This window comes from Aquisalibacillus elongatus (assembly GCF_003843875.1).
Lineage (GTDB): Bacteria > Bacillota > Bacilli > Bacillales > Alkalibacillaceae > Aquisalibacillus > Aquisalibacillus elongatus.
Window position 1 is genome coordinate 123,448 of record NZ_RKRF01000009.1, and the last position, 14,193, is coordinate 137,640.

The following is a 14,193-nucleotide window of genomic DNA, read 5'->3' on the forward strand; positions in this document are numbered from 1 at the left end:
TCGTTTAATATAAATTTTCATAATATTATAATAAATATACACAATTAATGATTCGCCTCCTTCTAATACTAGAAGGTGGCTATTTTTATGAAAATAAACAATTAAAAAAGCGTACAATGATTGGGTAATACTAATCATTGTACGCACCTTTTATATACGCTTCGTCAAAATACTCCGCTTTCCGCAGGCACGGCTTCAACTTCCCAAAACTCACTATCGTTTCGCTACACTAAGGATGTTCGGCTAAATTCGCAACGTCCTGTAGCAACGCCGAACTGACCCACTTCCTGTGGCCCCTCAGCTCGTGCTGTTCCTGTCGGAGTCTGCGTATTTTGACTCCGCTGAAAATAACAAACCAGCGTTATACTCCTCTATTGCTCTCGGCAATTTTCTTTTGACTCTTCTTCATTACTTTAAAACAAACTGTGTTTCGCTATATCCATCACGTGATTTATTAACTTCTAAAATTGCTGGTATAGCTGCTTTTAACTCTTGGACGTGTGAGATGACACCGATCATACGTCCAGATTTTTGAAGGTCGATGAGTGTGTCTATGGCTTTATTTAGAGATTCATCGTCTAGTGAACCAAAGCCTTCATCAATGAACATTGTTTCTATTGATACACCACCCTGGAAACTTTGAATGACATCGGACATGCCTAGTGCCAAGCATAGCGAAGCATTGAACTTTTCGCCTCCAGATAGTGTTTTAACATCGCGGTTTTGACCTGTGTACACATCATAAACATCAAGCCCCAAGCCACTTTGTCGTCCGCGCGCTTCTTGACGGTCACTCCGTTTTAGATAAAACTGCCCATTAGATAGACGTTTTAAACGAAGATTCGCTGCATCTACAATTTGTTCCAAGTATTCAATTTGTAAATAACGCTCAAACGAAATCTTCTGGCTGTTTTGTCCACGCACAACGTCATATAAATCTGCGATACGGTTTAATGTCTTCTCTTGTTCGCTCACACGTTTATTTGTTTCTAGGATCCGTTCTTTTAGTTCAGCTGCATTCTTCTGGTGATCAACTGTTGAATTATATTGTTGTAAAGCTAATTCATATTGCTCTTTAGCCTCATTCAATTGAACTTCAATTGCACTCAGTTCAACTTTTTCTTCACGAGATAACTGCTCTTTTAATTCCTGTACACGTGAGCTGACAGTTGTTCTTTGTTGTTTATAGTGCTCAATCTCATCTTTAATTGCTTTACGCACTTCTTCAGTTCGTTTAGCCGTTCGGTAGTCGTCTTCGTTTGCGAAATTTGATAATTCGAGCTGCTCCTTGAAGGTTTCCTTCACTTTTTGAAGTTTTGATTCTGCTTCTTTTAAATACTGATGACTGTTTTCAGCCTGCGTTTTAGTTTTAGTTAAGGTTTCGCTTGCATCATTCCACTGCTTTTGCACTTGTTCCCAAGCGAATTCTAGCTTGGACTTTTTAGTTTCTGCTTGGTTAATGGCCCCATCCAACGCTTGAAGTGTCCGAATGTCCACAGGAACTGCATCTAATAATGACTCATAAGTCAATTTGGCCTGATGATATCCTTGTTTTTTATCCTCAACCTGCTTTCGCAAATTTTCTTGTTCTAACTCTATTTCTTTTATGTGTTTAGCCAGATTTTCTGATTGGTCACGTTTTGGTTTTAGCTCTTTTGAAATTCGATCAAGATGTTCTACTTCATTTTTTAATTGTTGACCTTGTTCTACTAACCAATCAAACGTTTGATTGATTTTTTGGTCGTCAATATCATACTCAGCTAACACCTGTTTCTTCTCTTCCATTTGATCTAATTTTTCTTGATACTGCGTGACTAGCTTAGTATACGCTTGATAATGTTGGTCATAGTGATTTTTCGCTTGATCCATCCCTTCCTTAGAAGGCGTCTCTTCCGTAAGAACGGCTTTATTCGGATGTTCTGTACTTCCACAGACTGGACAAGGCTCACCATCATTTAAATGGGATGCTAGTACACCAGCTTGCCCGTGAAGCCATGCTTGTTCTTTTTGTTCAAACTCCGCCTTGGCTTCATGGTATACCTTTTCTTCAGCTTGAACCTTGTCTTTCAAAATATCTCGTTCACCAATCATTTGGATAAAACGGTTCGATTCCTTCCACTTCTCCCTTAGCTGTTCAAGCTCTCTTTGTTTTTCAGGAAGTTTCTCAACCATTTCCGTTTCTTTTCGAATTAGTGAGTCCAGCTCTTCTACTTGCTGTCGTTTGGTTGTGATTTGTTGTTCTACTGAGCTCAGTTTAGATGAAACCTGCTTTAAATTCACCTCTGCTTCATCAACTAGCTTTTTCTTTGTACTTATTTCTTCAACTTTTGGCCGTAACTCTTTCAATCTATTTAAGTGTGTTGTAGCCTGTTCACGTTCTTCTTTTTTTGCTGCTTCTGAATGATATTGAGTGTCCGCTTCTTTGAAGTTCTCTTGAGCTGTTTTCAATGCTTGGTCAGCTTTTAACTTGGCCTGTTTTTTCTCATCTGCATCTTGTTCTTGTTCTTTAACCTGACGTTCATAAATTTCAAGCTGACTAGCACGTTCACTTTTCTCAAGTGTGACTTGTTGTTCTTTTATCACGGATTCTTTTGAATTCAGCAAATCTAGTTCTTTTTCAAATTTAGCTAACTCTTCAAATCTCTCATTTAAAACTTTAGCTTTCTGATATCTGTCTTGCATTGTTTGTGCATAATTAGAAGCCTTAGTCTTCTCTTCACCTTTAACCTTAATCTCGTTTTGATAAAACTCAAGCTCATCTTCCAATGCTCCTACTAATTGATTCATATTGAAATGCTCTTGTGATAGTACGTGAGTGAGTTTCGAACCTTCACGTTCAGGGAGTTTGGACTGGATTTCGGCAACATAATGTTCACGTTGTTGTTCAATTTTTGAAAAAGCTTCCTCAGCTTGACGTCGCTTCTCTTTAAGCCGTTCAGCAATATCTTGATAAGGGTACGTTTGAAAAATACGCCTTAGAATCTCTTCTTTATTCTCCGTCTTTGAGGTCAAAAGTTTTCTAAATTCACCTTGAGGCAACATAACAATTTGTGAAAACTGATCTTTCGTTAAACCAACGATTTCCTCAACTCGCTCGTTGATTTCAGATACCATTTGCCGATCCACGCAAGGGACTTCACGATCATCAACTACTTGGTAAAATTCATACTTTTCCCCTGTAGCCGTTTTATTACCATCTTTCACATGACCTAGTTGCCTTAAAATACGATAACGTTTTCCGTGAATATCAAAAATAAGCTCTATACTTGTGTGAACATGATCATCCGCAAAGTCACTGCGAAGCATTTTGTAATCTTGACGGTCTTCACCACTTGCAGATCCATATAATGCAAAACAAATGCCATCGAAAATCGTCGTTTTCCCTGCTCCAGTCTTTCCAGAAATGACAAAAAGACGATTGTCTTCTAGTTCGTTAAAGCTGACTACTTCTGTATCTTTATATGGACCAAACGCGGTCATAGTTAACTTAATGGGCTTCATTACTATTCACGCCTTTCTTACTTCGAAACCGTTTCTCGATCTTTATTTAATACTTCATCTAATACTTCGTTAAAAATTTCCTCTGTCTCATCAGTTGCAGCTTCTCCCTTTACCTCTTCATAGAACGCTCGGAATAATTCAAGGTCACTCATCTGATGGCGTTCTGATGCTTCAACCGAATCTGTTTCGCTCGAAGTACTTGTGATTTTTCTCTCAACATGCATCGCATTAGGATAAACAGAGCGGATTTTTTCCATTGGATAAAGAACTGGGGTCTCATCTAGTAAACGAACAAACACATAGTCTTCACTCACCTCATGAGTCAACAGTTCTTCCATTGTTGCCTCTACTGTTCGCATATCACGGAGAGGGTTCAATTCCTGCTTTTCTACTTCAATTTCCCCTTCAGCATCTATGTTCACAACAAGATAACCTTTTCTATGTTTTTCTTCTGAAACTGAATATTTTAGCGGTGATCCCGCATATCGAATCGTTTCATTTCCAACATGATGTGCCTGGTGTAAATGTCCTAAAGCTGTATAGTGAAACTGCTTAAAATACTCAGCATTCACGTGTTCAGCACCTCCAATAGATAATGGGCGCTCCGATTCGCTAGTATTGTCTTGTGGATGTCCCATTGGTGTCACAAATTGGTGTCCAACAAACACGTGTCTGGCATTAGGTTCCATTTGCTGTTCAATCTCTTGAATAATTTGCTTTGTTGCATCGTCGTGTGTTCTAATTTCTTCGTTTTCGAACACATAACGTACCACACTCGGGTCGACGTAAGGTACAAGATAAAAGTGTACCTCGCCATGCTGGTCAGGGATGACAACGGGCTTGATCATTTGATCTAGTTGTCCGGCAATATGCAGCCCGTTCTCTTTCATAATTTGAGAACCAAAATTCAACCTCCCTGGACTATCATGGTTCCCTGCAATAGCAAGGGTCGGAACACCAATATCCATGACTAACTCTTTTAATAAATTGTCCAATAGGTGCACAGCATCCGTAGGTGGAACCGCACGGTCATAGAGGTCTCCAGCGATGATGACGACATCCGGCTTTTCTTCTCGCACATCATCGATAAACTGACGTAACACATATTTCTGATCTACTGTCATATATACACCTTGCACAAGTTTCCCTAGGTGCCAATCCGCTGTATGAAAGATTTTCACTTCTCTCATCCCCTTCAACTAATCTATCTATTATTTTAACATGGTAGACCTTTATTCTATACGTGAAAAATTAGTAAGAAAGGTCGAATATTAACAAAATAGGGCTTAAAATGGCTGATTTTTTAGCCTTTCAATACCATTTTCTGCTCGAGAGATATAAAAACCCTCGAATGTTAGATTTTTATCCTAACTTCGAGGGAGATTTATAATGATTAGCTTGCTTGTGCTGTTTCTACATTTTGTTGATTTTTGGATTTAAAATATTGGAAGCCAATTAAGAATGCGAATAAGATGACAGCGAAAAGGTCAGTCAAGCCATTATCTTGGATAAACATCAGAGCAACAACTACAGCAATAATTCGCTCAATCCAGTGATACTTCGTTAATAACCAGTTCTGGATAAATGATGCAAAAGCAACCATACCAATTGTGGCTGTCACAATCGCTAGCACAACATCGTGCCAGCTAGCATCTGTGATTAATAGTATCGTATTATTCATTGTAAACACAAACGGAAGTAATAATGCTGCTGAGTCATACTTGAAACCTTGAACCCCTGTTCTAACAGGACCGGCCTTCGCAATACCCGCCGTCGCATAGGCCGGTAAGTTGATCGGTGGTGTATCGTCTGCTAACACACCATAATATAACACGAATAGATGAGCGACTAACACTGGAACTCCATAGTCAGTTAGAACCGGTGCAACGATTGCTGCCAATACAACATACGTTGCAGTTGTCGGTAAGCCTAATCCTAGTAGTAAACAAGCAAATACAGTTAAAACTAGGGCGAAATAAAGCTCCGTATTATCCGTCGTCATAAACGCTGGAACCATTGACGCTAAGTCAGATGAGAAGCCAACTACAATTCGTGTAAATTTAGTAGATAGACCAGACGTCGTAATAACACCAATTAAGATCCCTGCAGTCGCACAGGCCACTATGATAGAAAGTGAATTACGTGCCGCCACTTCGAAACCTGAAAGCATCTCACGCATGCCATAACGTACAGGTGCCGCATCTACTTTGAGTTTCTTTTGTCCAAGTGCAAATACTAGTGCCACGATGATTCCTAATAACACCATATAAGCAATTGGATCTTTCCAACGAATCGTTTCCGAACTAAAGAATGAAGTACCAAACAAATCATTGAGCTTATATAAGCCAATATTCAGAAGTTCAGCTATATCTTTGAAAACAAAAGCAATACCTAATAATATGGCTGCAAAAACAAGTGCTCGTGCCATACTCTCTTTAAACCGGTGTGCAAATAAAGCAATAACAAGCAAAATAGTTATTGAATAAAACGCTGAATTATTTACAGATACACGTTCAACAACTAGGAAGTATAATAGAACGAATATCGGAATCAATAAGTAGCCTTGTTGCATAAGCAATTTACGACCACTTGCAAGTTCACTTTTATCCATACCTTTAATGCCATTCTTAGAAGCTTCGAAATGCACCATAAAAAGAATTCCTACATAACACAAAATCGCTGGAATAATCGCACTTTGAATAATCTCGTAGTATGGAATGCTTGTCAATTCGACCATAATAAAGGCTGCAGCACCCATGATTGGCGGTAAAAACTGACCACTAGAAGAAGCAGCAACTTCTACCCCACCGGAAACATGCGGTTTAAATCCGACTTTTTTCATTAATGGAATTGTGAACGTACCTGTCGTAACAGCATTCGCTGTAGAGCTCCCAGAGATACTCCCCATCATTCCACTTGCTACAACACTTGCTTTTGCAGGTCCACCTTTATATCTGCCAAATGCACGAAGAGCTAAATCTATAAACATTTTACCGGCGCCTGTTGATTCTAGTAACGCACCAAACAGAATAAAGATAAAGACAAACTGTGCCGAAGCATAGATTGGTGTTCCAAAAATACCATTATTACGGTATGTAATCTCATAGATAAAACGCTCGAAGTCTCCCCGAGAATGATAGAACTGTCCCGGCATGAATTCACCTAAAAAGAAATAGGCAACAAAGACTAGAGCTATAATCACTAATGGATAGCCAACAACACGACGCGTGGCTTCAAGTACTAACACAATTAATGCTAACCCAATGAAAATTTCATAACCAGTCGGCTCTCCAGACATAATGGAGGATGCGTCCTGTCTTTGTATAATAAACATTCCCACATACAATGCAAAAGCAGAGAGAATAATATCATAAATTGGTATTCTAGTTTGTCCTAACCTATTCTTAATTGGAAAAATCATAAAGATTAAGACAAGCGCTAACGTTAAATGAAATATCAGAAATGTCTTAGAACCAAGGCCTGGAAGACCAAAACCTGCTACATATAAATGGAATAATGACATAAAAACAGCAACTGAAATAACTGCTATTGCCCATATACCACTTAACTCTCGGTCACTTCCTTCTAGTTCGTTGATCATCTTTTGTTGCTTTTCATCCATGTCAAACCCCTCTCGTCCATAAAAAATTTCCTAGCAGTATATTTTATTATATATAACTCTGCATCATTCAAATATATCTACTAGAATGAGAATTTAATCCAATCCCAAAATGTTTCGTCTTTAATCGTGACTAAAATCTGTGTATCAGAGTAAGGAGGTTCAGAAAGTGTTACCTCTTGGTCTTCGAAATGAAACGTATGAGGATATAAATGGGACGGTTGGAACTTTAGTTCTCCACCAATCACCGGCCTATTCAGATTTTGAATAACGAAAAAACCATCTTTCATCTCAACATCGCCTTTATCTTCGTAAGGCAACCCCGCTCCAAAAGACTTTGTCCAGCTTTCCATGGTTAAGATGGTCCAATCCTGATCAATTTTGAATTTCTCTATAACGGGAGATTTCTCAACAGAATGGATGTAACGGTGAGAGAACCAATCTTCTTGATTAACTTGCTCCTGCCACATTATGTCTCCATTTTGCAAATCCTCAATGACTAGCTTTTTGCCTGAATCATTCATGTAAAGTAAGACAGCAGTTGCTACGGTTAATATGAAAGCCAATAAAAATAGTCCGAACTTTTTGTTAAAAAAGGCATTGCCTGTAAGCAATGCCTTTCGGTTGTTCTGTTCAGTTGAACGATTACTCTTGCTCATTCAGGTATTTCTCTGCCCCTGGATGAAGGTCGATGGACATACCATCTTGTGCCGTATCAACTGTCAATTCTTTACCACGATCGTGTGCTTCCTCAATATCACCTTTGTTTTCAAAAATCGCTTTGACCATTTCATAAACTTGATCCTCAGGAAGGTCATCGCTAGCGATTAACATAGCTTGAACTGCTACAGTCGTTGCTGTGCTATCGAAATTGTCATAATCATCAGAAGGGATATCCTGCTTAGCATAATACGGGTACTCATCCATTAACGTTTCGATCATATCTTCGTTAATACTTACTAGCTTGATATCAGTTGTAGCGCTTAGCTCCTGAATACTTGCTGTTGGCGTACCAGAAGTTACGAATGCTGCATCAATATTACCATCTTGTAGGTTTGTAGATGCATCACCGAATCCCATATGCTCTGCACTTAAATCGTCAAACGTTATGTCATGAACACCTAAGATTTGTTCAGCGTTAGCTTCAGTACCTGAGCCTACGTCACCTACAGCAACACGTTTACCTTCTAAGTCTTCAACTGTTTCGATTCCGCTATCAGCAGTTGTAACAATTTGAATTGTTTCTGGATAGATCGTGAATACACCGCTGTAGCCATCTTTTACTTCTCCATCAAACATCTTTGTACCTTCTTGTGCATAGAAAGCGGTGTCATTCTGAACAAGTGCTAATTCAGCTTCACCTGCAGTTACATCATTAATGTTTACAACAGATGCACCACTTACTAAAGCGTTTACTGATACATCTTCAACATTGTTAGTAACAACGTCCGCCATTGCTGTACCTAGTGGGAAGTATGTACCTGCTTCACCACCTGTTAAGAATGTGACGTTTTCAACCCATCCGTCACCTTCTCCTTCACCGTTACTGTCTTCTCCATCACTACTGTCATCTCCGCTACCACAAGCAGCTAGGAAAAGACCAAGTGATAAGAAGATTACTAGAATTAAACTAAATTTTTTCACTTAAATTACCCCCTTAGTAATTTCTTGGATATTTATCATACCATAATTTTAATCTAAATGTTATTAAAAAGTCTAGTAATCTTGCAATAATTGTAAAAATAAATTTTCGATAAACCTCGTCAAATCAGCTTTAATCTTGTCTATTTTGATAGAAAATTAACATATCCTGCCACTTCCCTAATTCTTTTTTAAACGATTCTCGCTTACATTCTAGATGAAACCCTGATCTTTGAGCCAACTTGACAGAAGGTGTGTTATCAGGATTGATATGCAACTCAATACGGTGAAAATCAAGTTCTTTAAAACATGCGCTCGTAAAGGCTCTAACACTCTCAGTTCCATAACCTCTTTTCCAATATTGATTATGAATGGAATACCCCATCATCGCCCAGTCATAATCCATTCTTAAAATCGTAACGAGCTCTACTTTTCCAACATTTGCTCCGTCTTCTTTTCGAAAGATGCCTAACACATACATTTCATCGCGTTCGGCCTGCTCATTAAAACCATTAATCCATTGTTTGAACCAGTCTTCTGTATTTCTTGATAAATCTTTAGGTTTACCCACATCGTATTTATATTGAGAAGGATACCTCTCGCTAAACCCTTCATACCACCTATCGTAATCCTCATAATGATACGGCCTTAGAATCAGCCGATCTGTTTCAATGTTCATCATATCACCTGATTTCATACTTAAACTCCATTAACCAACAGTCACGGTACTCTCCTTCATGCCATTCATGTTTTGGAAGCTTTTTAATAATTTCAAATCCGCTTTTCTCATAAGCCCGAATAGCCCTTTTATTAGACACTTGTGGATCCATAACAACATGCTCTGCTCCTTTTTGCTCAACTAAGTAGTTAGCCATCAATTTTACAAGTTTCGTACCGATGCCTTGATTCCAATATTCAATTTCTCCGATAAACTGATCTAACCCATATGTATGGTCGCTCACAAAACCATATTTCTGTTTATACTCGTCTTCTACTTTATAAAATTGAATATAGCCAATTGGTTTTTTGTCGAATTCAATTATACATCTTGTCAGCTCATCATCTTGATAAAATTCTCGATCAATTTCTTCTAAATCAAATGTTGCGTCACGCCCTTCATAAAATTCTAGCACTTTAGGATTCAATAGCCATTCTAGTAAAAGGGAACGATCATCATCTGTTAATTCCCTCACAGTGATAGCATCTTGATTTATATTCATATGGACCCTCACTTTCATAATATTTAAGTTCGACTTCGCCTTCTGAAATCCTTTATTAAGAGTTAGTCCCATTGGCTTATAATATCAAACGGTTTATGTGAATAAAGTCTACTGTAGACAACTTATTGAAAGGAGATTGATTATGGACCAAAGACTATTGTTTGGTTTTCTAGCTGGTTTCGGCTTTATGTTTATTCCTGTTCGTACAGATTTGTTAGAGGGGTTAGCTCAATTTTTAGACACGTTACTTTATGTAGTTGGACTAGTCGCTTCAGTTGTGTTCGGTGCGATTCTAATTTGGAATGCATTCAAAAATCTTAAAAATGCAACCAAATAGCTTTTCTAAAAGGGACACCTAGAGATAGGTGTCTTTTTACTGGATACCCCTTCAAATCAGACTTCAGACCGAAGACAATTCAACCTCTGCACCGTTCATTCCTTTCACACTACGACCTATTATAATTATAAAGACAATAAAAGATTGGAGAAAGTTTGAATGAAAACATTTATCGTGGTTTGGATTGGGCAACTATTATCTGTTATCGGGTCTGGCTTAACTTCATTTGGTTTAGGGGTTTGGGTTTTACTTGAGACAGGTTCGGTTACCAAATTCTCTTTCATCATGCTTGCAGCAAGTTTACCTGCCATCATTGCAGCTCCGTTTACCGGTGTACTTATCGATCGCTTCAAACGAAAATATATTATGATTATCGCTGACTCCATATCAGGTCTTGCAACATTATCATTACTTACCTTATTACTTACAAATAACCTTGAAATTTGGCACATTTATATAATTGCTTCAGTCGTTTCACTTTTTAGTTCCGTTCAACTCCCAGCTTATCAATCTGCCATTTCCTTAATGGTACCTAAAAGTCAGTTAGGGCGAGCGAACGGAATGGTCCAATTAGCAGAAGCATCTTCATTAATTGTAGGTCCTGTTGTAGCTGGATTTTTAATTGCTCTTTACGGACTTAGCGCTGTTGTTTTAGTTGACCTTATCACAATGTCTATTGCGATCACCATACTTTGTTTTGCCAAAATCCCTGAAATTGAACACGAAGAATATAAAACTGAGGAAAAACCAAGTGTCTGGTTCGAAGCAAAGCAAGGACTCTTGTATATCAAGGAACGACCAGGTCTTATCGGTTTAATGTTGTACTTTGCCACAATTAACTTTTTGTTCGGCTTCTTTAATGTCTTAATTCAGCCATTAATTCTTTCATTAAGCAATGAAACTGTTCTTGGAACCGTAATTTCTATCTCTGGAGTAGGAATGTTTATCGGCGGAATTCTCATGAGTACTTGGGGAGGCGCTAAAAATAAAGTGAAAGGGTTATTCAGTATTGCCTCAATCTTCGGAGTTTCTTTAGTTATGATTGGCTTAACCGAAAGCTTGATTGTCATCACAGCGGGGGTCACATTGTCCTTTTTCCTAATACCGATGGTGAACGCCCATAGTCAAAGTATTTTCCAACAAAAAGTCGAACCGAGCGTACAAGGTCGTGTATTCTCACTTCGTATAATGGTCAGCCGTATCTTAATGCCCATTTCAATTGTTCTTGCTGGACCAACAATCGATTACATCGCAGACCCTCTCATGGCTGAAGGTGGTGCGTTAGCGAGCACAGTCGGTATGGTTATTGGTGTCGGTGAAGGTCGTGGAATCGGATTAGTTTTTCTAGTCATCGGACTTTTGCACACCCTTATTCTACTAGTCATCTACTTCCATCCACGGGTGAGAAATATGAATCACGAAATACCAGATGTTTTAGATGAAGATGAAGCAAAACAAGTTGCGTTATCTTAAAATGTTTAACAAGGAACAAAATTGTCATTATTGCAAAAAAATATATTTTAAAAAATTGCTCACTATACTAAAATTTATCTTAACATTTTAATTAAATATCGTAGCAAATTTGCATCATTCAAGGAGGTTATAAATATCGATTTTTTACTACTAGCAATATCGATCTTCCTATTGTTCTTCGCATTAACAAAACTGTCTAAGATTAGATATTCTAAGGATGATTCCATTTTAAAAGAAGCTAAACTTAATATTATTTCATTATTGTGGGGAGTTTTAATAGTAACCTCGATGATATTAATTCCTTACCAAGTATGGGTAATAACAGGAGGTTCTAATTATTGGGATGGGGTATATATCTTTCTTGGAACAGGGCTTTTAAGTATACTTATTAGTTTTATTTTTTATAATAAAGTTGCTGCGAAATACAACTAACGGACTGCTAAAATTAATAAAGATTTATAAGAATAAGGGACTTAGAAAAATTCTAGGCCCCTTTTTTATGCATTCGATTAGTATTAATCTTCCGTATAAATAACCACTTGATTACGGCCATTGTTTTTAGCATGGTATAAAGCTTCATCTGCTCGTTTCATTAATGCATCTCCACTTAATTTTGCAATTTCATCAAACCCAACACCAATACTTACAGATAACTCACCTACTTCAAGTCCAGGTACTTTCAAGTCCGTGACACGTTCTCTTAACTTTTCTGCTGTAACATTTAATTCTTCGACTGTTTGACCTTTAGTTATGGCTACGAACTCTTCACCACCATAACGCGCTACAAAACCGCCTATATCGTTAAAGTGCTGGTTTAGTAGTTCTGCTAGTATTTTTAAGCAAACATCTCCCATTTGATGGCCGTATTGGTCATTGATTTTTTTAAATAAATCCAAATCAATAAATAAAATCGCGATTGATTCACCCTTATCCTTTGCATCAGCCACATCTTTTTCTAAAACATTGACAAACGACCGTCGATTAGGAATTTGCGTTAATTCATCTAAATAAGAGATTTTTTGTAAGAAGCGATTTTTCTCTAATAATTCTTTTTGTGACTTTTCCAATTCATTTGTTCTCGCTTGCACTTTTTCTTCGAGTTTTTGATTCAAAAAGCTTAGATCCTCTGAAGACTGTTTATACCTTTCAACCGTTTGTGCATGTTGTACCGCTAAAATAATCGTCTGAATGAGTAAGTAAAATAAAAATCCTAATGATAATATCGGTTGTGTATTCACCCACTCATTATAATAAAAAGCGTCGTTAAATCCTGTTAAAAGCAGGACAAATAATGCCATCAGGTTAATAAACGCAAATGGCTCTCCATCTAGATAAGCCCGATAAACCACCCAAAAAATATAAATAAACCCAAAAATAAGTGTGGCCTGGAATAATACTAGGTAATCTGTAAAAACAGAAACAGGCAGGAACACTATAAATGCACTGACTAAGAACATTAAAATAAAATAGACTCTCGTGAATTTAAAGTTTGCATGTTTTGAATACATGAACGAAATAACATATGAAAACAACGGTAGTAACCAAATAAACGATAAATACTCTAACCGATCTGCCCAATACCAAGGAAATTGTGGGAATAAATCATAAAGTAACTTATCACCCTCGAGTGACAGTCTGACCATAACGAAAAAGACTAAAACAATAAAATATAAGTGGTAAAGGTTTCGTCCTTGAACCAAGAATGAGAATAAGTAATAAAGAAGCAACACAAATAGGCTTCCAATGACAATCATCGATAAGCTTCGATCTAACGTATACAGTCGGTCCACTGCAGCGTCATCACCAATCAGGACATCTGTCCATAGACCACTTGAATTATAATGGAAATTAGACATTTGAACAGTAATAGTTAACATGCGGCTTTCAGGGTAATAATCCAGCACTCTACCTCTTTTAGCTGGTGTTGTTGATTCATAATCAGTTCCTACTTCTCCTTCTTCTGCTAAAAGTTTTCCATTAACCCAAACTTTATGGGCTGATTCTATATTTGGTATGTAAAACGACATTAATTGATTAACCGCATCAGGAGGTAATGTTATATTCGCCTGATACGTTGCGTATTCATAGTCGTCAAATGAATGAGGCATGTCCACTAAACGTACGTCATAACCTTCATATACTGACTCGGATGGTTCGAGCAACTGGTCAGGAAATAGCATCCATTTTCCTTGTAATGAATACACTTCACCTTCCATCGATTCAGGCAGATTGAATTGTCCACCAAAATTAGGGACAGTGTTCTCCTCATGATTCGCCCAGAAAAAACCAAATAACAGTATAATCATCGGTAATAAAAGCCATTTGGCTTGCTTCATATATGTACACCCTTTAGCCGTCCACGAAATTTTCTGTCTTTATAGTACTATTTTACCATAATTTTC

10 protein-coding genes are annotated in these 14,193 nt (G+C 37.7%); 2 read left to right on the forward strand and 8 right to left on the reverse strand.

From position 1 onward, the window contains the following. Positions 1–408: 408 nt before the first annotated feature. The 7 genes from EDC24_RS08815 to EDC24_RS08845 all read right to left on the reverse strand — a co-directional run bounded on the left by EDC24_RS08815 (position 409) and on the right by EDC24_RS08845 (position 9,981). Positions 409–3,501: an AAA family ATPase gene (locus EDC24_RS08815; RefSeq protein WP_124221756.1), complete on the reverse strand. Its 3,093-nt coding sequence runs from the start codon at positions 3,499–3,501 to the stop codon at positions 409–411. Positions 3,502–3,518: 17 nt separating this feature from the next. Next, a complete protein-coding gene (locus tag EDC24_RS08820) occupies positions 3,519–4,682 on the reverse strand; it encodes an exonuclease SbcCD subunit D (protein WP_124221758.1) in 1,164 nt (387 codons plus the stop codon). A gap of 212 nt (positions 4,683–4,894) precedes the next feature. After that, on the reverse strand, positions 4,895–7,123 hold the full coding sequence (locus EDC24_RS08825) for a TRAP transporter permease (RefSeq protein ID WP_124221759.1): 2,229 nt from the start codon (positions 7,121–7,123) through the stop codon (positions 4,895–4,897). An 80-nt stretch (positions 7,124–7,203) separates the two neighbouring features. Continuing rightward, positions 7,204–7,779 (reverse strand): DUF1850 domain-containing protein, encoded by a 576-nt coding sequence (locus tag EDC24_RS08830; protein WP_124221761.1) that lies wholly within the window; start codon positions 7,777–7,779, stop codon positions 7,204–7,206. Then, positions 7,766–8,764, reverse strand: coding sequence for a TAXI family TRAP transporter solute-binding subunit (locus EDC24_RS08835; protein WP_124221763.1), 999 nt, complete (start codon positions 8,762–8,764; stop codon positions 7,766–7,768). The genes EDC24_RS08830 and EDC24_RS08835 overlap by 14 nt, the downstream gene beginning before the upstream one ends. 130 nt (positions 8,765–8,894) lie before the next feature. After that, positions 8,895–9,458, reverse strand: a complete 564-nt coding sequence (locus EDC24_RS08840; RefSeq protein ID WP_124221764.1) for a GNAT family N-acetyltransferase — start codon at positions 9,456–9,458, stop codon at positions 8,895–8,897. Continuing rightward, positions 9,445–9,981: a GNAT family N-acetyltransferase gene (locus tag EDC24_RS08845; protein WP_124221766.1), complete on the reverse strand. Its 537-nt coding sequence runs from the start codon at positions 9,979–9,981 to the stop codon at positions 9,445–9,447. The genes EDC24_RS08840 and EDC24_RS08845 overlap by 14 nt, the downstream gene beginning before the upstream one ends. Before the next feature lie 142 nt (positions 9,982–10,123). On the opposite strand from EDC24_RS08845, the gene EDC24_RS08850 reads away from it, so the two are divergent. Both EDC24_RS08850 and EDC24_RS08855 read left to right on the forward strand, forming a co-directional pair. Next, the gene (locus EDC24_RS08850) at positions 10,124–10,318 is read left to right on the forward strand and encodes a hypothetical protein (RefSeq protein WP_124221768.1); all 195 of its coding nucleotides are present in this window, start codon (positions 10,124–10,126) and stop codon (positions 10,316–10,318) included. Between the two features lie 159 nt (positions 10,319–10,477). Further along, complete coding sequence (locus tag EDC24_RS08855) at positions 10,478–11,791, forward strand: MFS transporter (protein ID WP_124221769.1); 1,314 nt, start codon at positions 10,478–10,480, stop codon at positions 11,789–11,791. A gap of 515 nt (positions 11,792–12,306) precedes the next feature. Here the strand turns inward: EDC24_RS08855 and EDC24_RS08860 are convergent. Then, positions 12,307–14,127: a diguanylate cyclase gene (locus EDC24_RS08860; protein WP_124221771.1), complete on the reverse strand. Its 1,821-nt coding sequence runs from the start codon at positions 14,125–14,127 to the stop codon at positions 12,307–12,309. Between the last annotated feature and the right edge of the window lie 66 nt (positions 14,128–14,193).